The 21,252-nt window shown below is 67.5% G+C and carries 19 protein-coding genes; 10 read left to right on the forward strand and 9 right to left on the reverse strand.

The features are described 5' to 3' along the window. Positions 1-155: 155 nt before the first annotated feature. On the reverse strand, positions 156-2,426 hold the full coding sequence (locus WS69_RS14325) for an NADP-dependent malic enzyme (protein ID WP_059471416.1): 2,271 nt from the start codon (positions 2,424-2,426) through the stop codon (positions 156-158). A 529-nt stretch (positions 2,427-2,955) separates the two neighbouring features. On the opposite strand from WS69_RS14325, the gene WS69_RS14330 reads away from it, so the two are divergent. From WS69_RS14330 to WS69_RS14360, 7 genes are all read left to right on the forward strand, one after another. Continuing rightward, a complete protein-coding gene (locus WS69_RS14330; RefSeq protein ID WP_059471417.1) occupies positions 2,956-3,642 on the forward strand; it encodes an orotate phosphoribosyltransferase in 687 nt (228 codons plus the stop codon). 712 nt (positions 3,643-4,354) lie between these two features. Continuing rightward, complete coding sequence (locus WS69_RS14335; protein ID WP_059471418.1) at positions 4,355-4,951, forward strand: YbhB/YbcL family Raf kinase inhibitor-like protein; 597 nt, start codon at positions 4,355-4,357, stop codon at positions 4,949-4,951. A gap of 198 nt (positions 4,952-5,149) precedes the next feature. Next, positions 5,150-5,719 (forward strand): flavodoxin family protein, encoded by a 570-nt coding sequence (locus WS69_RS14340; protein ID WP_059471419.1) that lies wholly within the window; start codon positions 5,150-5,152, stop codon positions 5,717-5,719. Between the two features lie 171 nt (positions 5,720-5,890). After that, positions 5,891-6,835: an N-acetyl-gamma-glutamyl-phosphate reductase gene (gene argC / locus WS69_RS14345; protein ID WP_059471450.1), complete on the forward strand. Its 945-nt coding sequence runs from the start codon at positions 5,891-5,893 to the stop codon at positions 6,833-6,835. 474 nt (positions 6,836-7,309) lie between these two features. Next, positions 7,310-8,683, forward strand: coding sequence for a DUF2957 domain-containing protein (locus WS69_RS14350; RefSeq protein WP_059471420.1), 1,374 nt, complete (start codon positions 7,310-7,312; stop codon positions 8,681-8,683). A 126-nt stretch (positions 8,684-8,809) separates the two neighbouring features. Then, positions 8,810-10,066 (forward strand): DUF2957 domain-containing protein, encoded by a 1,257-nt coding sequence (locus WS69_RS14355; RefSeq protein WP_059471421.1) that lies wholly within the window; start codon positions 8,810-8,812, stop codon positions 10,064-10,066. Positions 10,067-10,082: 16 nt separating this feature from the next. Continuing rightward, on the forward strand, positions 10,083-10,913 hold the full coding sequence (locus WS69_RS14360; RefSeq protein ID WP_059471422.1) for an OmpW/AlkL family protein: 831 nt from the start codon (positions 10,083-10,085) through the stop codon (positions 10,911-10,913). A 179-nt stretch (positions 10,914-11,092) separates the two neighbouring features. Here the strand turns inward: WS69_RS14360 and WS69_RS14365 are convergent, their stop codons facing one another. Then, entirely contained in the window at positions 11,093-12,031 is a 939-nt protein-coding gene (locus tag WS69_RS14365; protein WP_059471423.1) for a LysR family transcriptional regulator, read from the reverse strand. A 95-nt stretch (positions 12,032-12,126) separates the two neighbouring features. On the opposite strand from WS69_RS14365, the gene WS69_RS14370 reads away from it, so the two are divergent. Beyond that, positions 12,127-13,395 (forward strand): MFS transporter, encoded by a 1,269-nt coding sequence (locus tag WS69_RS14370; protein ID WP_059471424.1) that lies wholly within the window; start codon positions 12,127-12,129, stop codon positions 13,393-13,395. 351 nt (positions 13,396-13,746) lie between these two features. On the opposite strand, the gene WS69_RS14380 is transcribed toward WS69_RS14370, so the two are convergent. Further along, positions 13,747-14,397 carry a LysE family translocator gene (locus WS69_RS14380; RefSeq protein ID WP_059471426.1) on the reverse strand — a complete coding sequence of 217 codons (651 nt, stop codon included), beginning with the start codon at positions 14,395-14,397 and terminating at the stop codon, positions 13,747-13,749. A 106-nt stretch (positions 14,398-14,503) separates the two neighbouring features. Next, positions 14,504-15,373, reverse strand: coding sequence for an NAD(P)-dependent oxidoreductase (locus tag WS69_RS14385; RefSeq protein WP_059471451.1), 870 nt, complete (start codon positions 15,371-15,373; stop codon positions 14,504-14,506). 128 nt (positions 15,374-15,501) lie between these two features. On the opposite strand from WS69_RS14385, the gene WS69_RS14390 reads away from it, so the two are divergent. After that, the gene (locus WS69_RS14390; protein WP_059471427.1) at positions 15,502-16,257 is read left to right on the forward strand and encodes a Mut7-C RNAse domain-containing protein; all 756 of its coding nucleotides are present in this window, start codon (positions 15,502-15,504) and stop codon (positions 16,255-16,257) included. Positions 16,258-16,349: 92 nt separating this feature from the next. Here the strand turns inward: WS69_RS14390 and WS69_RS34155 are convergent, their stop codons facing one another. Continuing rightward, entirely contained in the window at positions 16,350-16,580 is a 231-nt protein-coding gene (locus WS69_RS34155; protein ID WP_059471428.1) for a hypothetical protein, read from the reverse strand. Positions 16,581-16,663: 83 nt separating this feature from the next. Next, positions 16,664-17,410 (reverse strand): hypothetical protein, encoded by a 747-nt coding sequence (locus WS69_RS33350; protein WP_197419260.1) that lies wholly within the window; start codon positions 17,408-17,410, stop codon positions 16,664-16,666. Between the two features lie 154 nt (positions 17,411-17,564). Here WS69_RS33350 and WS69_RS14405 point away from each other — a divergent pair, with 154 nt between their 5' ends. After that, on the forward strand, positions 17,565-17,936 hold the full coding sequence (locus WS69_RS14405) for a hypothetical protein (RefSeq protein ID WP_059471430.1): 372 nt from the start codon (positions 17,565-17,567) through the stop codon (positions 17,934-17,936). A gap of 67 nt (positions 17,937-18,003) precedes the next feature. On the opposite strand, the gene WS69_RS14410 is transcribed toward WS69_RS14405, so the two are convergent. The 3 genes from WS69_RS14410 to WS69_RS14420 form a co-directional block, all read right to left on the reverse strand. After that, positions 18,004-19,245, reverse strand: coding sequence for an MFS transporter (locus WS69_RS14410; RefSeq protein ID WP_059471431.1), 1,242 nt, complete (start codon positions 19,243-19,245; stop codon positions 18,004-18,006). 50 nt (positions 19,246-19,295) lie between these two features. Next, positions 19,296-20,396: a 3-deoxy-7-phosphoheptulonate synthase gene (locus tag WS69_RS14415; protein ID WP_059471432.1), complete on the reverse strand. Its 1,101-nt coding sequence runs from the start codon at positions 20,394-20,396 to the stop codon at positions 19,296-19,298. 62 nt (positions 20,397-20,458) lie between these two features. Then, positions 20,459-21,250: a 2,3-dihydro-2,3-dihydroxybenzoate dehydrogenase gene (locus WS69_RS14420; protein ID WP_059471433.1), complete on the reverse strand. Its 792-nt coding sequence runs from the start codon at positions 21,248-21,250 to the stop codon at positions 20,459-20,461. Positions 21,251-21,252 lie beyond the last annotated feature (2 nt).

Consider the following 21,252-nt stretch of genomic DNA (forward strand, 5'->3'; position numbering starts at 1 on the left):
GGCGGGCGCGACAAATCCGGCGCCCGCAAATCGCGTGCTTCGCACGCCGCGCATGCGCCAATGAAAAAAGCGGCCACCCGACCGGGCGACCGCCTTTCGTCTCGTCCCGACGCCGCATGCCGGGAAGGCTTGCCGCGTCCGCATCCGTCCGCGCGTTACTTCACCTGAACGTTCGCCGCGGCGACGGCCGTCATGTTGATGATCCGACGCACGGTCGCGGCCGGCGTCAGGATGTGCACCGGCTTGCTCGCGCCGAGCAGGAACGGGCCCACCGTCACGCCTTCGCCGCCGACCATCTTCAGCAGGTTGTACGCGATGTTCGCCGCCTCGACGTTCGGCATGATCAGCAGGTTCGCCTCGCCCGACAGCGTCGTGCCGGGGAACGCGGCCTTGCGGACCACTTCGGAGAGCGCCGCGTCGCCGTGCATTTCGCCGTCGACTTCGAGGTGCGGCGCACGCTCGACGATCAGCTTGCACGCTTCGGCCATCCGGCGCGACGACGCCGACGGCGCGCTGCCGAAGTTCGAGTTCGACAAGAGCGCCGCCTTCGGCGTGATGCCGAAGCGCTCGATCTCGGCCGCGGCCTGGATCGTCATGTCGGCGAGCTGCTCGGCGCTCGGCTCTTCGTTCACGTACGTGTCGCACATGAACAGGTTGCGGCCCGGCAGCATCAGCAGGTTCATCGCCGCGAAGTGCTCGGCGCCCGACGCGCGGCCGAGCACCTGCTCGATGAACTTCAGGTGGCTGTGATACGTGTCGATCATCCCGCAGATCATGCCGTCGGCGTCGCCGAGGTGCACGAGCATCGCGCCGATCAACGTGTTGAACTTGCGCAGCGCGGCCTTCGCGACTTCGGGCGTCACGCCGTCGCGCGCGCCGATCTCGTGGTACGCCTGCCAGCATTGCTGGTAGCGCGGATCGTCCTCCGGATTGACGATCTCGAAATCGACGCCGCCCGTGAGCTTCGAGCCGATCTTCTTGAGACGCATCTCGACGACGGACGGACGGCCGACGATGATCGGCTTCGCGATCTTTTCCTGCAGCACGAACTGCGCGGCGCGCAACACGCGCTCGTCCTCGCCCTCGGCGAACACGATGCGCGCGGTCTTCGTCTTCGCGGTCGCGAACACGGGACGCATCACCATGCCGGTGCGGTAGACGGTCGCGCCGAGCTGCTCGCGGTACGCATCCATGTCGGCGATCGGGCGCGTCGCGACGCCCGATTCCATCGCGGCCTGCGCGACGGCGGGCGCGATCTTGATGATGAGGCGCGGATCGAACGGCTTCGGAATCAGGTATTCCGGGCCGAATTCGAGCGAGTGGCCTTCATACGCCTTCGCGACTTCCTCGCTCTGGTCGGTTTCCTGCGCGAGTTCGGCGATCGCGCGCACGCACGCGAGCTTCATCTCTTCGGTGATCGTCGTCGCGCCGACGTCGAGCGCGCCGCGGAAGATGAACGGGAAGCACAGGACGTTGTTGACCTGGTTCGGGTAGTCGGAGCGGCCCGTCGCGACGATCGCGTCCGGGCGCACCGCCTTCGCGTCTTCCGGGCGGATTTCCGGCTCCGGGTTCGCGAGCGCGAGGATGAGCGGCTGGTCCGCCATCGTCTTCACCATGTCCTGCTTCAGCACGCCCGCGCTCGAGCAGCCGAGGAACACGTCCGCGCCCTGGATCGCGTCGGCGAGCGTGCGCGCGCCGGTCGTCGCCGCGTAGCGCTGCTTCGACGGATCGAGGCTGCCGCGCCCCTCGTAGATCACGCCCTTCGAATCGGCGACGAGCACGTTCGCCTTGTCGAGGCCGAGCTTCACGAGCAGGTCGAGACACGCGATCGCCGCCGCGCCCGCGCCCGAGCAGACGAGCTTCACGCTCGACAGATTCTTGCCGACTACCTTCAGGCCGTTCAGGATCGCCGCCGACGCGATGATCGCGGTGCCGTGCTGATCATCATGGAAGACGGGGATCTTCATCCGCTCGCGCAGCTTCTGTTCGATGTAGAAGCACTCGGGCGCCTTGATGTCCTCGAGGTTGATGCCGCCGAGCGTCGGCTCGAGCATTGCGATCGCCTCGACGAGCTTGTCCGGATCGGACTCGGCGAGTTCGATGTCGAACACGTCGATGCCCGCGAACTTCTTGAACAGGCACCCCTTGCCCTCCATCACCGGCTTCGCGGCCAGCGGGCCGATGTTGCCGAGGCCGAGCACCGCGGTGCCGTTCGTCACGACGCCGACGAGATTGCCGCGCGACGTGTATTTTTGCGCGTCGAGCGGATCGGCGTAGATCGCATCGCACGCCGCGGCGACCCCCGGCGAATATGCGAGCGACAGATCGAGCTGGTTCGACAGCGGCTTGGTCGGCGTGACCGAAATCTTGCCGGGTTTCGGATTCTGGTGATAGGCGAGAGCGGCCTGCTTCAGTTGTTCGTCCATGATTGACCTGCGAGAGACTGACGTAATTATCTAAAGACTCAGTACCGAGCACCGGGAGCCGCGGATGCGGGAATCGAAGGGATGGTCGACTGTGGCGGCCGTCGCGAGCCGGATCGGCGCGACATGTAACCTTGGCGGGTGGCAAGCGGAAAGTACAAAGCACCGAGCAAATACTGAGGGTCGCCTAGTGTACACCGCGTGCAGGCCCGTCAGTTGCTGCGCCGCGGCAGCCCGTTGCTTCGGCGTGCTTCCTTTCAATGCCGCAAGCAAGCGGCAAATCCGCCTGTCCGGACGCTCGCGCGACGCCCGCAGCCACCATCCGGCCGCCGAAAATCTGCCGCCCGGGCGGCGTCGCGCGGCTCGAAAAGCGCTCAAATCGGGTAAAATAACGGGCTACGCGCGCAGCGATGCGGCTCGACGCCGGCGGTCACGCCCACGTCGGCCCGCAGCCCGGCCCTCACGGCCGGAATCACGCGAGCTGCGCCACCGGGCCGCGCCCGCCCCTCGCTCACCATCAAGGAACGCCCCCATGACAGGCTTCGATCGTCAGACGATCTCCGACACGACCGCCAAAATCCTGCTCGAAGTGCAAGCGGTGCACTTCAACGCCGACAAACCCTTCATCTTTACGTCCGGATGGGCGAGCCCCGTCTACATCGACTGCCGCAAACTGATCTCGTTTCCGCGCGTGCGCCGCGGCCTGATGGAAATGGCGGAAGCGACGATCCTGCGCGACGTCGGCTTCGAGCAGATCGACGCGGTGGCGGGCGGCGAAACCGCCGGCATCCCGTTCGCCGCATGGATCGCCGACCGGATGATGCTGCCGATGCAGTACGTGCGCAAGAAGCCGAAGGGTTTCGGCCGCAACGCGCAGATCGAGGGCCACCTGGAAGAAGGTTCGCGCGTGCTGCTCGTCGAGGACCTGACGACCGACAGCCGCAGCAAGATCAACTTCATCAACGCGCTGCGCACGGCGGGCGCGACGGTAAACCACTGCTTCGTGCTGTTCCACTACGACATCTTCAAGGAAAGCGTATCGGTCCTGAAGGACATCGACGTCGACCTGCACGCGCTTGCGACGTGGTGGGACGTGCTGCGCGTCGCGAAGGCGTCGGGCTACTTCGAAACGAAGACGCTCGACGAAGTCGAGAAATTCCTGCACTCGCCGGCCGAATGGTCGGCCGCGCACGGCGGTGCGACGGGCGCGCAGGCGTAACGCGAGCCCGCTTCGCCAGCGAGAAGTCCGCGCTGCGCAAAGAACCGCCTGCCGTCGATGACGGCGGGCGGTTTTTTTATGCGCGCGCTCGCGGCCGGCGCGATCTTTCGGTCAGGCGTGCCGCGTCGTGACGCGTTTCTCGCCGTGTGGCGCGTCGGTTCAGCGCTCGTCCGCGGCCTTTACTTGGCCGCACGGCGCGCCGCCCGCGATCGCCTGCCGCGTGCCGACCGTTTCGTCACCCCGCAATCCGCGTTACGCCTGCTGCGGGCTGGCGGCATCTCCATCTTGTCGCACGTCGCCGCCTCGCCCCCGCCTCGCCCCCGCCTCGTCCCGCCTCGTCCCGCCTCGTCCCGCCTCGCACCTGACCGCACCGCCGACCGCGCCTCTCGAATGCTCGTCCGGTCGTGCGTCACCGGCTCCCGATGCCGGGCTGCCCCCACTGCCACCCGTTTTTTGTCGCGCCGCCGCCGCGTTTCGAGCCGCCGTTGCACGTCACTTCCGTATCGCGATGCATGCACCCCGCGCCGTCCCGGCGGCAACAACCGCCCCGCAGCCGGAACCAGCGGCAGACGCCGTCGCACGAAGTTGACGAGACTGCCGCCGCCATGCGTCCCCTAATGCTAGACTTGGCCTCATATTCGGGTTCGAGCATCACATCTCGACAACGATCAGCGCCGGGTCGCCCCGGCACAAGTGACGGGAGAAGGGCCATATGCGTGTGGGTCGCCGAGTCGTTCCGCCTGGTTCGCCCCGTCGTCTGCTTTCGCTCGCCCTCGCCTGCGTCGCCCTTTTCGATCTGCTCGCCGGTTCGCGCGCGCTCGCCGAAGACGCGTTCACGCTGACGAGCGACGACCTGCGCCCCGGCGGGCGCGTCGGCGCGGTGCTCGTATTCAATCAAGGCGACTGCAAGGGCGGCAACCGCTCGCCGCAACTCGCCTGGCGCCACCCGCCGCCCGGCACGAAGGGCTTCGCCGTCACGATGTTCGATCCCGACGCGCCCGGCCGCGGCTGGTGGCACTGGGCCGTCGCCGGCATCCCGGCGAACGTGTCGAGCCTGCCCGCCGACGCGAGCGCGTCCGGCTATCTGCGCAAGCTCGGCGCGACCGAGGCGCGCAACGATTTCGGCGTCGACGGCTATGGCGGCCCGTGTCCGCCGCCCGGTAAGCCGCACCGCTACGTGATCACCGTCTACGCGCTGAAAGCGACCGACTTGCGCGTCGCGACGGGCCGCCCCGCACAGATGTTCGACCATGAGATCGGCACCGAGACGATCGGCTCCGCGCAACTCGTCGTCACATACGGCCGCTAGTCTCCGACGAGGTGCGGCGCGCTCGCGATTCGCTCCATCCGGGAAATTCAGTCGCACGCGACAGCGGTCGTACGCGTCATTTCGCACCGCTACACTCTTTTCGCCTGCCGTCCGCACGCGTCGCCGCGGGCAGCCATCGTCCGCCGCGCGGCCCGTCCGGGACGCGCGGCTTCGTCGTCTCATCTTGGAGAAACGGGAATGTCGAACATCGTCATCGTCTATCACAGCGGCTACGGCCACACGAAAAAGCTCGCCGAATCCGTGCTCGCGGGCGCGCAGGACGCGGGCGCGAACGCGCGGCTCGTCGCCGTCGGCGATCTCGACGACGCCGGCTGGGCCGCGCTCGACGCCGCCGACGCGATCGTCTTCGGCGCGCCGACCTACATGGGCGGCCCGTCGGCCGACTTCAAGAAGTTCGCCGATGCGACGTCGAAAGCGTGGTTCGGCCAGAAATGGAAGGACAAGATCGCGGCGGGCTTCACGAACTCCGCGTCGATGAACGGCGACAAGTTCTCGACGATCCAGTATTTCGTCACGCTCGCGATGCAGCACGGGATGGTGTGGGTCGGCACGGGCCTGCTGCCCGCGAACACGAAGGCGTCGACCCGCAACGACATCAACTACGCGGGCGGCTTCACCGGCCTCCTCGCGCAATCGCCGTCGGACGCGTCGCCCGCCGAAGCGCCCGCGAGCGGCGATCTCGAGACCGCGAAGGCGTTCGGCGCGCGCGTCGCGGCCGCGACCGCCCGCTGGCTCGCCGGCCAGTGATCCGCGCGTGATCCGCCCTTGATTCGCCCTTGATTCGCCAAGGGGCCGAATCACTTGCGCCGCCCGGCCGGCTTTTTTCGGCCGGGCCGGTTACGATGCCGCGCATCACGTCTTAAAATGGCGTTTTTCACGGCGGCGACGCGCCGCCCGCCCCGATCCAGCGAGAGCGAGATGAGCACGAAAGTTTTTGTCGACGGCCAGGAAGGCACGACCGGTCTGAAGATCTTCGAATATCTGTCCGCGCGCAGCGACGTCGAAATCCTGCGCATCGACGAAGCGAAGCGCAAGGACGTCGACGAGCGCCGCCGCCTCATCAACGCGTCGGACGTCACGTTCCTGTGCCTGCCCGACGCCGCGTCGCGCGAATCGTCGACGCTCGTCGAGAACCCCGACACAACGCTGATCGACGCGAGCACCGCGTTCCGCACGAGCGCCGACTGGGCGTACGGCCTCCCCGAGCTGAACCGCGCGCAGCGCGAGCGCATCCGCGCCGCGAAGCGCATCGCGGTGCCGGGCTGCCACGCATCGGCGTTCGTGCTCGCGATGCGCCCGCTCGTCGACGCGGGCGTCGTCGCGCCGGATTTCGCCGCGCACAGCTACTCGATCACGGGCTACAGCGGCGGCGGCAAGAAGATGATCGCCGATTACGAAGCGGGCGGCGCGAAGCTCGCGAGCCCGCGTCCGTACGCGCTCGGCCTCGCGCACAAGCATCTGCCGGAGATGGCCGCGCACACGGGCCTCGCGAGCGCGCCGATCTTCACGCCGATCGTCGGGCCGTTCTACAAGGGCCTCGCCGTCACCACGTACTTCACGCCGAGCCAACTCGCAAAACGCGTGACGCCGCAGGACGTTCAGCGCGTGCTCGCCGAGCACTATGCGGGCGAGGCGTTCGTGCGCGTCGCGCCGTTCGACGCGGCCGAGAACCTCGACGAAGGCTTCTTCGACGTGCAGGCCTGCAACGACACGAATCGCGTCGACCTCTTCGTGTTCGGCACGGCGGAGCGCTTCGTCACGGTCGCACGGCTCGACAACCTCGGCAAGGGCGCGTCAGGCGCCGCGATCCAGTGCATGAACCTCAACGTCGGCGCGGCCGAGGACACGGGGCTCAAGCGCTGAACGACACATTGCTTGCGGCACAAGACAAGCCGGCCCGAGAGGCCGGCTTTTTATTGCATCGAATGAGAATTGAAAATTATTCAAATAACGCCACGGCATTGACAGATATTTACAAACTTTCATTTCCATCCAAAAACAAATCTTGAAAACTACAAAGCCGTAATGACTATCCCGGATAGGGATTCACCCGATGCACGTGCTGAAAATGCTTGATCCAACACCACCCGACACAAAAAAACCCTGTAAAAACAAGGGCCACCACATTCCGCCGGACGAATTTCAAACCTTCATCTCGTTTTAATTTCCTCGCTTCCGCCTCTTGCTTCGCCATCCCGAATACAACGGAATGTTTAAATTGTCTTATTTAGACGATTCCATCAATTGACAGCTGAAAACGACGCAGCCAAATTAGCCCACACAATTAAACACATTGGAGACAGAGGCATGTCGGACGCCTTTTCAAAAGGGGTGGCAATGGCCATAGCCCTCGCCCCTTTGTTCGCCGCCTGCAGTGGAGGGGGCGGCGGCACTCCGGCTCCCATCGACGTTACACAATGCTCCGGCGCGAGCTGCGGCGTCCAGGGACCGCCGAGCTCGGCCGCGGGCAATACGTCGCTTTGCCCCGCCAGTGCGGACATAGGCAGCAGCACGTATCTCGGCGGCGCAGGCAGCGGTGAAATCGTGAGCCTGAACATCAACGCGGCAACGATGACGTACACGCTCAAGTGGCTCGAGTCGCCGATTCCGCTCGCGACCGGGACGGTCACGCCGACGCGCGCCGGCACGACGATCACGGGCAGCGTCGCGCACCCGCCCGCCGGCACGCTGCCGACCGCCGAGCAGACGCGCTGCGCGTTCGTGCTGCTGCCGGGCAGCGGCACGTCGCCCGCGACGAACTCAACCTACTCGACCGCAGCGGACTTCAACCAGGCGAACCCGCCGATGATCCTCGTCGGCTTCGGCGTCGCGGGCGGCGGCATCCCGGGCGCGACGGTTCAGTACAGCGGCCTCACGATCATCCCGGGCGTGCTGCAGAACATCGGCCAGGTGCCGCAGCGTCACTTCGACTTCTATCCGTTCCTCGCCTTCTCGAACACGACGGCCGATCTCACGAAGCTGCCTGGCACGTACAACGCGCTCCTCTATCACCTCGTGCCGTCGGGCAACTACGCGACGAAGGGGATCAATTCGAGCGAGACATTCGATTCGAACGGCGCGTGCACGTCGACGAGCACGTCGGGCTGCATGACGACGGGCAACCCGTGGACGTCGAGCGGCAGCGGCTACTTCAACAGCACGCAGGCGCCGCAGGTCCTGCCGCAAACGCAATTGCCGCTCATCGGCGCGACGGGCAAGTCGGCGGTCGCGCACATGGTGCTCGGCCAGTTGAACGGCGCGACCGTGCCCGTCGTCGTGCGCACGGGCAACGTGAACCTCGGCACGCCGCCGCTGCACACCGACGCGCAGGTCGACGACGAGTCCGGCATCGCGGTGCTCGGGCCGGCAACGGCGCTCGCGCTGGGCAGCGTCGACGGCGGCTATGCAGGCGCGGACTCGAACTTCAAGTACACGGCGACGGTGGTCAAGGGGACGACGGCCACGTTCGTCAATCCGAGCACGCAACAGGCGGAAACCGGCCTCAACCTCGACTACGGTCAGTCGACGCCGGGCCTCCTCGGCGTCACGACGACCGATACGTCGGCGCCGGGCTTCGTGATCGCGAACGGCGGACTGTTCGCGGCGCTGATCCAGGGCACCGTCAACGGCGGGATCACGCAGAGCTCGGCGATCGCAGGACAGACGCCGTCCGCGCCGTACTTCGGCGTCGGCGCGCAGGTCAGCAAGTAACGAGACCCGAACGCACGATCCGGCGCGACGCATCGCGCCGGATCGTGCCGCAGCGGGCGAAATCGAGAGCGGCCGACAGGGAGCTGGCCGCCGGATAAAGACAATTCTGGAGTTTGGAGGAGCAACATGAAGCAGCGGAATCTCATTTTGGCGATGGCCTGCGCCGCGCCCTTCATTTCGGCGTGCAGCGGCGGCAGTAGCGGCAGCGATTCGCAGCCGCTCGTCGAAACGGCACTCTGCCCGTCGACGGTCGACTACAGCACGGTCTACACGGGCGGCGGCGGCGACGGCGAACTCGTCAAACTGCAGATCGACACGACGAAACTCACCTGGCAGATCACCTACGTCGCGTCGCCGATTCCGCAAACGACGGGCACCGCCGCGCCGTCGCGCGCCGGCACGACCCAAAACGGCACGCTCACGCAGGAAACCTTGCTGCCGACGCAAAAGCTCAACAACTGCGCATACCGCCTGAACGGCGCGAGCCTCGATCCGAACCGGCCGGCGCGCATTTTCCTCGGCATGGGCATCGTAGGCGGCACGATTCCCGGCGCGGAGCTTCAGTACGGCGGCCTGCTCGGCCAGGGCGCGATTCCCGACACCAAGTTCCCGTACTATCCGTTCATCGCATTCTCAACGCTCGAAACCAACATCGCCAAGCTCGCCGGCACGTATAGCCAGCTCGGCTACGGTCAGGTGGCGTCGCAAAGCTTCGCGCCCGTAACGATCGACGCGAAGGTGACGATCAACCCAGACGGCACCTGGATCCGCTGCGACTCGACGGGCATCTATGCGGGCACTTGCCGCCAGCCCGGCACGAACCTCGTGCAATCGCCGAACGGCACCGGCGCGTTCGAGACCGATCACTTCCAGAGCCAGCTGAAGCCGACGCTCTCGACGGTCCCGCAAGCGAAGGGCTTCCTCATCGTCGGCAAGGTGAACAACCAGCTCGTACCGGTCATGATCCGCACGGGCGTCGCCAATCCGAACCCGACGCCCGACGCGAACGGCGTGCCGGGCCTCACCGCCGACGACGAATCGAGCATCTCGCTCCTCGCGCCGCAGACGGCGATCAACGTCGGCTTCGTCAACGGCGAATACATCGGTGTCGACAGCCAGTTCGACTACCGTTCGACGGTGCTCGTCGACAAGCAGGCGACGCTTCTCGATCCGTTCAATCCGTCGCAAGCATCGCTCGCCACCGCGCTCAATCTCGACTACACGCAGACGGTGCCGGGCACGATCACGTCGACGCACGTCGGCGCGAGCAGTTCGACGCCGACCGGCAAGTTCATCTTCACCGGCGCGGGCGGGGCATTTGGCTTCCTCGATATGTCGAACTCGTCGTCGCCGTATTTCACGGTCGGCGCCTTCGTGCAATAAGCGCCAGAGAGGCCGTATGAAAAAAATACTCTGCGCGGCGCTCGGCGCCGCCGCATTGACGCCGCTCGCCGCTCACGCGCAAAGCGCGGGCAGCAACGTCGTCACGCTCGGCTGGTTCCACGTGATGCCGCAGCAAAGCACCACGCCGCTCACGACGAGCGTCGCGCCGACGCCGATCAACACGCCGCTCGGGCTGACGGGATCGTTCACGTCGCCGGGCACCGGCACGCGCACGAGCGGCGCGGACACAGTCGGCCTGACCACGAGCCACTTCCTGACCGACAACATCGCGGTCACGACGGTGGCGGGCGTGCCGCCCGTCTTCAAGATCACCGGGCAAGGCACGATCCGCCCGCCCGGACCGGCGGGCGCGCTCGCGTCGCAAAACCTCGGCGATCCGCAGATCAACCCGATCGTCAAGAGCGTGCGTCAGTGGAGTCCGGCCGTGCTGTTCCAGTACTACTTCGCGCAGGCGAACTCGAAGGTCCGGCCGTTCGTCGGAATCGGCGTGTCGTACAACTGGTTCAGCGATCTTCAGCTGAACCGCAACTTCGTGAAGTCGACGCAGGACAACCTCGGCGCCGTGCTCGCCGCGGGCGCCGGCAAGCCGGGACCGACGCAGGTGTCGGCGAAGGCGTCGTCGTCGTGGCAGCCGGTGTTCAATGCGGGCATCACGTACAACTTCACCGATCACTGGGGCCTGCTCGCATCGGTCACGTACATCCCGCTGAAGACGACGTCGACAGTGACGATCAAGGCCGCCGACGGGACGGTGCTGGCGGAATCGAAGAACGAGCTGAAGGCGGATCCGATCGTCAGTTTCGTCGCAGTGTCCTACAAGTTCTGACGGAGGGTCGGCGCGGGCGTCGCTCGAATGCCGATGAACCAAAAAAAAGCCCGCCTGAAGAGGCGGGCTGAATCCATATCAGAGGAGACATGGAGGAGACGGTTCAAACTATACCGGTTTGTTTGACGCAATGCAACATTCCCATCGAGAAAATACGGATTTTCCCTTGAATGCCGGCTCTAATGAGCCGGCATTTTTGCTTCGTCCCCTGATCGCCTGCGGTTTTCCGCCTCCAGCACCGCGACGAGCCGCTCGCGCAGCAGCTCGACCGGCCGCATCAGCCGCCCCGGCAGCACGCCGTGCACGAGCCACACGTTGATCCCCGGCTCGACGTCCGCCGTGTCGACGACCTGCAGCGCATCGCGGTGCGGGCTGCGCGCGAGCGCGGCCGTCGACGCGATGCCGAGCCCCGCCCCGCGCGCGACGAGCGACAACTGCAAGTCCGAGCCGAACGCCTCGACCGCGACGTCGAACGGCAGTCCCGCCGCGCTGAACGCGCGGCTCAGCGCCGAGCGCATCCCGCAACCATCCTGGCTCAGCACCCACGGATAGCGCGACAGCGCGTCGAGCGGCACCGGCCCCGGCGGCAGCGCGAAGTCGCGCGCGGCGACGAGCACGGTCGGCTGCACGCCGAGCAGCGTCGACACGAGCGTCTCCGGCATCGGGAAGCTCGCCGGCATCATCACCGCGGCGGCGTCGAGCGCCGCGCGCTCGACGCTTTGCAAGAGCGCCGGCGACCAGCCGGCCGTGATCCGCAGCGTGAGGCGCGGAAATGCTTCGCGCAGCCGGTCGATCGGCCCTTCGAGCGCGAGCTCCGACAGAAACGGCGGCACGCCGATCCGCAGCTCGCCCGCCGGCTCGCTGCCGGGCGCGGCGACGGCGAGCAGTTCGTCGACCGAGCGCAGCACGTTGCGCGCGAGCGCGTAAACCTCGCGGCCCGCCGCGCTCGGCTTGAGCGGCTTGCTCTGCCGGTCGAGGAGCGGCACGCCGAGCGTCGTCTCGAGGTTCTGCACGCGCCGCGTGAGACCCGGCTGCGTCAAATGGAGCTTGGTCGCGGCGGCCACCATCGAGCCGCTGTCGACGACCGCCACGAAAGCTTGGAGATCGCGCGTATTCAAAACAAACTCGCATAAACATATTAAAGATATTTCAATTGTCGCATAACAAGCGCGTCTCTACGATGAGAGCTCTTCACGTTTCCAAGGCCATTTCGATGAACCGCTCAGCCGATCTTCGCGCCGACTCGCTCGCCAACCGACCGTGCGCCTCTCCCGCGCTAACGCTCACGCCCGCGCTCACCGTGTTCTTCTCCGTGACGGTCGGCGTGATCGTCCTCAACCTGTTCGCCGCGCAGCCGCTGACCGGCCCGATCGCCGCCGATCTGCGCCTGCCGTCGAGCCTGACCGGGCTCGTCGCGATGCTGCCGCAGCTCGGCTATGCGGCAGGCCTCGCGCTGCTCGTGCCGCTCATCGACCTGATCGAGAACCGCCGGCTCATCGTAACGACGCTCGCCGTCTGCGCAGCGACGCTCGCGCTGCCCGCCGTCACGCGCTCGGGCACCGTGTATCTCGCCGCGGTGTTCATCGCGGGTGCGGCATCGAGTGTGATCCAGATGCTCGTGCCGATGGCAGCGTCGATGGCGCCGGAGAAGAAGCGCGGCCGCGCGGTCGGCAACGTGATGAGCGGCCTGATGCTCGGCATCCTGCTGTCGCGGCCGCTCGCGAGCCTGATCGCCGGCACGGCCGGCTGGCGCGCGTTCTACGGCACGGCGGCCGCCGCCGACATCGCGATCGCCGCGGTGCTCGCCGCGAAACTGCCGCCGCGCGCGCCGTCGCTGTCGACCCGCTATGCAGCGCTGCTCGGCTCGCTCTGGACACTCGTCTCGACCGAGCGCGTGCTGCAGCGGCGCGCGCTGTCCGCCGGGCTGTCGATGGGCGCGTTCAGCGCGTTCTGGACCGCGATCGGCTTGCGTCTCGCCGCCGCGCCGTTCGGCCTCGGGCTGCATGGAATCGCGATGTTCGCGTTCGCCGGCGCGACGGGCGCGATCGTCACGCCGTTCGCGGGCCTCGCCGGCGACCGCGGCTGGGAGCGCGGCGCGTTGCGCGGCGCGCATGTGGCGATGCTCGTCGCGTTGGCGGCATTGGGCGTCGCGGGCGCGGACTGGGGCGGCTTCGACGCGACCGCACACCCGATGCTCGCACTCGCGTTGCTCGTCGCCGGCGCAGCGGCGCTCGATGCAGGCGTCGTCGCCGACCAGACGCTTGGCCGCCGCGCGATCAACCTGCTGAATCCCGCCGCGCGCGGGCGGCTCAACGGGTTGTTCGTCGGGTTGTTCTTCGTCGGCGGGTCGCTCGGCGCGATGCTGGCGGGCGCGGCGTGGGCATGGGCGGGCTGGGGCGCGGTATGCGCGGTGGGCTTCGCGTTCGCGGGCGCCGCGTTCGCGCTGGACTGGGTCGCCGTGCGGCGGCGTACGGAATGCTGAAAAAACGACGCCCCGCGTCGTCGCCGATGCAGAGCGTTTTCGCCGTTTATGGAAGCGCGATCGGCGTGCTGCGATTCATCGACGCTCGAGGTCGCAGTCGACCGCGCGGAGCGGCTTCATCGCCGCCCGAGATTCCGCGGGACTCGAGGCCGCCTGTCGCTTCGATTCGTGCGAGCCGGCAACGCGCCTGCAACCGCGTTTCGTCAGTCGGCGTGCCGCGAACTTCGGCGCGAGCCGCCTGCGCGCTTTCGCCATCTCACGAACGGCGATGCGGCGCGCGTGCGGCGGCTTTACCGCTTCGCCGACTCATCACTGCGCCGACTTGACGACTCACCGGCTGAAGCACGCCGCTCAGTGCCGCACGAGCGCCATCATCGCGCCGAAGCCGACGAACAGGCCACCCGTCAGACGGTTGAAAATCTTCGCGACGTTCGCACTCCGGAGCGTCACGCCGATCCGCGTGCCGAACGACGCATACACGATGTACCAGCTCACCTCGATGACCGCGAATGTGGCGACGAGGATGCCGAACTGCGGCAGCGTCGGCACGGACGCGTCGATGAACTGCGGCAGGAGCGCGGCGGCGAACAGGATTGCCTTCGGGTTGCTGCCCGCGACGAGAAAGCCATTTCGAAAGAGCGCCCAGCGCGACGCGGACGCGCTCGCGCGGCCCGCTTGCGGCGGGGCGTCGGCGGCATCCGCGGCGGATTCCGCGTCGACGCGCGCGCGCCACGCCTTCACGCCGAGATAGATCAGATACGCGGCGCCCGCGAAGCGGAGCGCATCGAACATCGCCGGCCACGCTTCGAGGAACACGCCGAGCCCCGCGGCGGATACCGACAGCATCGCGACGAGCGCCGTCATGCAGCCCGCCATTGTCGCCGTCGAACGCCGCAGCCCGTGACGCGCGCCGTGCGTCATCACGAGCAGCATGTTCGGACCGGGAATTGCCGACACGACGAACACCGTCGCGACAAACAACCACCACGTATGCAGATTCATTACCGCCCCGCTATCGAAATGGAAATGGAAGCGTCGATTATGCCGGGGAACGTGCGTCGTTGTCTGCGGCGGGGCGGCCGCAAGCCGCTCGCGGCTCCGGTACGCGTCACCGCCCCGCCCGGCGCGCCGCGACCTGCCCGAGCACTGCGAAATCCTTGTCGCCGTCGCCGTGCGCGACCGCTTCGATCAGGCTGTCGCGCACGACGCTCGCGACAGGCAGCGGCACCGACAACGCGTCGCCCGCCTCGAGCGCGAGCCGCACGTCCTTCAAGCCGAGCCGCGCCTTGAAGAGCGCCGGCTCGTAGCGCGATTCGGCGATCATCGCGCCGTAGCCCTGATAGACGGGGCCGGGGAACACGCTGTTCGTGATCACGTCGAGATAGTCGTTCATCGCGACGCCGTGCGCGGCGAGCAGCGCCGCCGCCTCGCCCATCGTCTCGATCGCCGATGCGATCGTGAAGTTGGCCGCGATCTTCACCGCATTCGCGTGTTGCGGCAGCGAGCCGAGCCGCCAGGTCTTCTGGCCGATCGCGTCGAACGCGGGCTGCATCCGGTCGATCGCCTCTGCGGGTCCGGCCGTGATGATCGTCAGGCGCGCCGCCGCCGCGACGTGCGGACGCCCCATCACGGGCGCCGCGACATAGTGGATCCCGCGCGCCGCGTGCGCATGCGCGAGCTGCTCGGCGAGCGCGACGGAGATCGTCGCCATGTTCACGTGGATGAGGCCGCGAGGCGCATGCTCGAGGAGCGACGCGTCGAACACGCCGCGCGCAGCCGCGTCGTCGGCGAGCATCGAGAACACCGCGTCGCCCGTGAATGCTTCGGCGACCGTCGCGACGTGCTGCGCGCCTAGTTCGACGAGCGGCGCAACGCGTTCGGCCGAACGGTTCCACACCCGCACGCGATGCCCCGCCTTCAGTAGATTCGCCGCGATGGCGCCGCCCATCTCGCCCACGCCGATAAATCCGATGTCCATGTCCTGTTCCTTGTATTCGTCATATCCGTCGAAAGCACGAGTAAAGCACAGGCGCGCGACATTTGCCGTCTCGCACCCATCGACTCGCACGACGTGCGGGAAACGCGCGGCGGTGCGATACTTCATCGATGGTCACCGTGACTTTCCGCTTCTATGAGGAGTTGAACGATTTCCTCGCGCGGCCGCTGCGCCGCCGAGCATTCGAGCACGCGTGCATGCGCGGTGCGAGCGTCAAGCATGCGATCGAAGCGCTCGGCGTCCCGCACACCGAAGTCGAGCTGATTCTCGTCAACGGCGAATCGTCGCCGTTCGGCCGCGTGCTCGAGCACGGCGACCGCGTCGCCGTCTACCCGGCCTTCGAAGCGATCGACATCCGCCCGCTGCTGCGCGTGCGCGCTGCGCCGCTGCGCGTCACGCGCTTCATCGCGGACGCGCATCTCGGCGGGCTTGCGCAATTGCTGCGTCTCGCGGGCTTCGACACGCTGTACGACAACCACTATCCGGACGACCTGATCGAGGCGATCGCCGCGCGCGAAGCGCGGATCGTCCTCACGCGCGATCGCGAGCTGCTCAAGCGCCGCACGATCACGCACGGCTGCTACGTGCGCGCGCTGAAGCCGCAGGCGCAGCTGCGCGAGCTGTTCGACCGGCTCGATCTGGCCGGCAACGCGCGGCCGTTCCGGCTGTGCCTGTCGTGCAACGCGCCGCTGCGACGCATCGATCCTGCCGAAGCCGAAGGCCGCGCGCCGCAAGGCGTGCTGCAGCGCCACACGCGTTTCGTCACCTGCGACGTGTGCCGCCGCGTGTTCTGGGAAGGCTCGCACTGGCAGCGAATGCGCGCGCTGATCGATCACGTGTCGCAACCGAAACCGCCGCACGCGTGACGCGCGCGTAAAAACAAACCCCGCGTTCGCGAGAACGCGGGGTTCGTCATGACGAGCCACGACGGCGGCGATGCGCCGCCGCGGGCAAGCGCTTACTGCTGCGCGCCCTTGCCGTTCGTACCGGCCGCCGAAGCGGCGGAGGCCTTCGCCTTGGCCTTCTCCGAACCGTGCAGCTTCAGCTCGTGCTTCGGCTTGCTCTTGTCATGCTTGACAGCCGAAGCAGCCGCCGGCGCCGAAGCTGCCGGTGCCGATGCTTGTGCGAACACGGAAGCCGAAGCGAATGCGATAGCGGCGGTTGCCACCGAAGCGATGATCTTCTTCATTGTTTTTCCTTGAATATCCAAACGGAAATATCCGGTTAATCACGATGCGTTGGAGCGCATCCGGCGCCGGTATTGTTCGAGGTTCACGATGCGCACCCTACAAAATGCAAGGATTTCGTCAGCGTGAACACTCGTGCGCCGGTTCTATAACGCAGCGAATGCACGCCGCGTTGACACGCTCCGCACGTCTTTCGAGCCGATTCGAATTTGGCTCGAAACATCAAATAGATAGCACGATCGTCCGGAATTTCCTGGATCTCGGTCAAATGCATCGCACTGAAATGGCTCGCGCCATTCGAATCTCGCGCTTTAACCTGTCCGATCAAATTCGAAGCGAATTCGATTCGATGAGCGAATGTGTCGCATCTCGCCGGCTGGTCGCGATGGAAACGACGCCGGGCGACGCCGCGCTGCGGTCGCGCGCATCGTGAAAGCATCGCATCGAATGGCAGGACGCCGGCGAGCGCGGCGAAGCAGTCGCCGAACGTGGCGAAGCGATGGTGCGGGACCGATGACCGGCAATCGTGCGCATCAGCGAACCCACGCGTGAAGCGCGACATGTAGTGCGAATGTTCGATCCGCGCATCGCGCATGCGTGCCGGTATGTGCCGGTACATGTCGATACGCGCAACAATCGATGCTCGACACGCCACACCGTTCTCGCAAGACGCGCGGCATGCCGGCGCGCTCGACATCGGCCGACCGCGCACGACCGCACGCCGCCGTGCGATGCCATCGCGTTTGCCCGGCGTTCGATTCGCGCACGATGCACGTCGTCGTAAACGATCGCAATCGGCGCGATGCGCGCGAACGAAAACAATTTTTAACACAAACGATGCGCCTGCCTTGTTAGGCTCGCGACACGCTCGGATTTTCCTCAATCTCGTCGGCGCACCGCCCTTCACGCGACGTCGCGCATCGGAACGATGCGGAATGCATGGAATCCGGATGCGTTTTTGCCGAATGACTCACCTTGGATCGCCCATGAAATCGACTCGGATTCTCGCCAGCTGCGCGCTCGTCGGCGCCGTCGCGGCGCTCGCTGGTTGCGCAGGCTCACCGGCGAACGGCCCGCAGGCCGAATCGCCCAGCGGCCGGATCATCTACGTCGCGTCGCCGCGCAGCCCGACCGACGTCGAGCGCTGCCTGACGAGTCGCGTGCCGCAGGCGCGCGTCGCGCAGCACAATCCGACCACGGTCCTGATCGGCCCGTACTCGTCCGATTCCGATTGGACCGTCACGCTCGCGCCGACCGCGTCGGCCGGCACGAACATCGGCGTCTATCGCCCGCGCAGCGGCGACGGCGATCCGGAGGAGTCGGAACTGCGCTTCCACATCGCGCGCTGCGCGGTCTGATGCGCATCGAACGACGAACGTCACGCAACGCGCATCGCCGCAAGCGAGCGGCGCGCGATCGATGCCCTCACTGCGTCGCGGCTGCGCGCCGCGCACTTCGCCACGTCGCGCAGGCCACGAGCAGCAGCAGCACGCCGATCAGCGCGAACGGCGCCTGCGGGCGCCAGTCGTACAGCGCGGTGCCGACGAGCGGCGCCACGATCATGCTGAGCCCCTGCGCGACCGACATCGTGCCCGCACACGCGCCCTGCTCGCGCGCATCGACCGCCGCGCTCGCGAGTGCGGCGACGGCCGGAAACGACGCCCCCATCCCGAACGCCGCGACGAGATAGCCCGCGCAGACGGCCATCGGCTGCGCCGGTTCGACGAGCAGCACCGACGCGAATCCCGCCGCGCTCGCGAGCGCGCCCCAGCGCAGCCATTGCAGCGGCGCGATGCGCGGCAGCCGCGCAACCGCCGACTGCATCACGATCAGGCCAAGCCCCGCGCAGCCGAGCGCATAGCCGACGACGGCCGCCGCGTGCCGCGCGTCGACGTGCAACCAATCGATCACATAAAACCCGAGCGCGCTGTTCGCGATCGCGATGACGCTGTACAGCGCGAATGCGCTGAGCCACGGCCTCCGGATCCGCGCGTCGGTCATCTTGAGCCGCGGCGGCGCACCGCGCGCCTCGCGCGGCCGCGCATCATCGAGGCGGCCGAGCCCCGGCAGGCCCGCGAGCGGCAATAGCGCGAACACGGCGAGCGTCGCGGCAAGATCGTAACGGCCGATCCAGCCGGCGAGCGGCGGCGCGATCACCATGCCGATCGCGCCCGCCGCGCCGAAGCGCGCCATCGTCGCCGCACGCCGCTGCGGCGCGGTGCGGTCCGCGATCCACGCGGTCGCCGCGACGGGCAGCCCCGCAAAGCAGCCGCCCATCGCCGCGCGCGTGACGAACAGCGCGGCCAGGCTCAGCGCGAGCGACGGCACGCCGTTCGCGCCGTCTCGCAGCGCCCACCACACGTAGAGCGCGAGCAGCAGGTAGCAGGCGACAAAGCCCGCGATCGCGGTTCGCATCGCCGGCACGCGGCCGCGGATGTCCGCGGCGCGCCCCCAGCGACGCGCAGTCGCAATCCAGACGACTCCGACGACGGCGATGACCGCGCCGATGTGCGACGCCTGCAGATGCAGCATCCGCGCGAGCGGCGCCGCGATCGCGACGAACGCGTAGTTGCCCGCCATCATCGTGAAGTTCGCGATGAGGAGCGGCGTCAGCGGCAAGCCGGCGCGCTCGGCGGCGGCCGGGGTTTCAACGGAAGTCGTGGACATGAGGCTCCTGTTCGTTCGATGAATGGATGCGCAACGCGCGCGCGGGCGCGTCAACGGCGCGCGACGTGAGCGGCGAGACGCGCGTGCGCGGCGACGAGCGCCGCTTCGGTCGCGTCCCAGCCGAGACAGGGATCGGTAATCGAGCAGCCGTAGCGCAGCGCGTCGGCCCCGTCGTCGAGCGACTGCCGCCCTTCTTCGAGAAAACTCTCGAGCATCACGCCGCGGATCGAGCGATTGCCGGCGCAGATCTGGTCGACGATGTCGTCGAGCACCGCGACCTGCCGCGCATGCTGCTTGTCGCAGTTCGCATGCGAGCAATCGACGACGACGTTCGTCGGCAGCCGGTTCGCGCGCAGCGCGTGCTCGGCCGCCGCGACGCTCGCGGCGTCGTAGTTCGGGCCGTCGCGGCCGCCTCGCAGCACGAGGTGCGCGTACGGATTGCCGTCGGTGTGCCGCACGACCGGATAACCTTCGTCGTGCAAGCCGATGAACGCGTGCGGCCGCATGCTGCTCTGCATCGCGTGAATCGCGATCTCGACGCCGCCGTCCGTGCCGTTCTTGAATCCGACCGGCATCGGCAGCCCCGACGCCATCTCGCGATGCACCTGCGATTCGGTCGTGCGCGCGCCGATCGCCGCCCAGCTCACGAGATCCCCGAGGTAATGCGGCGTGACGAGATCGAGCGCCTCGATCGCGGCCGGCAGCCCAAGCGCGTTCACTTCGCACAGCAGCCGGCGCGCGGTCGCGAGCCCTTCGTCGATCCGATAGCTGCCGTCGAGGCGCGGATCGTTGATGAGCCCCTTCCAGCCGACCGTCGTGCGCGGCTTTTCGAAATACACGCGCATCACGACGCAGAACACGTCCCGCACCGCATCCGCGAGGCGCGCGAGATGCAGCGCGTAGTCGAGCGCCGCCTGCGGATCGTGGATCGAGCACGGTCCGACGATCGCGAGCCAGCGCGGATCGCGCTGCTCGAGAATCGCCTGCACTTGCCGTCGGCCCGCGTCGACGGTCGTCTGGATGGTCGCCGAGAGCGGATAGCGGCGGCGCAGCGCGGCGGGCGTCGGCAGCCGCATGCCGACCCGCTGCCGCGCGACGCTCGCACGCGCCCCGGCCACGCCGCCGTTCGGGTACAGGGTGATGTTTTTCATAACCGGATAGCGAGAGAAGAGAAGTAGCCGGTGCGCCTGTCCGCCGCGCGCCGGCTGCCGCGTCACGCACCGAGCGTCGCGCCGCCGTCGACGCACAGGCTGTGCAGCGTCACGTGGCGCGATGCGTTCGACAGCAGGAACAGCACGACCGACGCGACGTCGTCCGGATCGGCGATCCGGCGCAGCGGGATGCCGGTCCGGAACGCGGGCAGCGAGCCCGCGATCACCGCGTCGACGCTGCGCTCGTCGGTCCAGAGCTGGCGCTGCATCTGCGTGTCGGTCGAGCCGGGCGCGACGACGTTGCAGCGAATCCCGTGCTCGGCGAGTTCGAGCCCGAGGCATTTCGTGAATTGATGCGCGGCCGCCTTCGACGCCGCATAGGCCGCCATCTGCGTCCGCGGAACGAGCGCCGCGTTCGAGCCGACCGTGACGATGCTGCCTGCGCGCCGCGGGATCATCCGCTGCGCGACCGCGCGCGACAGATGGAACACGCCGTGCGTGTTGACGGCGAAGCTGTGCGCCCAGTCTTCGTCGCTCAGCGTGCGGACGTCGGCGAGACGCAGGATGCCCGCGACGTTCGCGAGCATGCCGATCGGGCCGAGCGTCGTATCGATGCGTTCGACGGCCGCTCGCACCGCGTCGGCATTCGCGACGTCGACGTCGAACGGATGGATGCGCCCGCCGACCGATTCGGCATCGGCTGCGAGCTGCGCGAGCGCATCCGCACGCACGTCGAGCGCTGCGACGGCGATGCCGCGCGCGGCCAGCGCACGGGTGACCGCCGCGCCGATGCCCTGCGCGGCGCCGCTCACCACGGCGACGGTCCCCGGAAAATCGGTGAAGGTGCTGCTCATCG

The organism is Burkholderia sp. BDU5, assembly GCF_001522845.1.
Lineage (GTDB): Bacteria > Pseudomonadota > Gammaproteobacteria > Burkholderiales > Burkholderiaceae > Burkholderia > Burkholderia mayonis.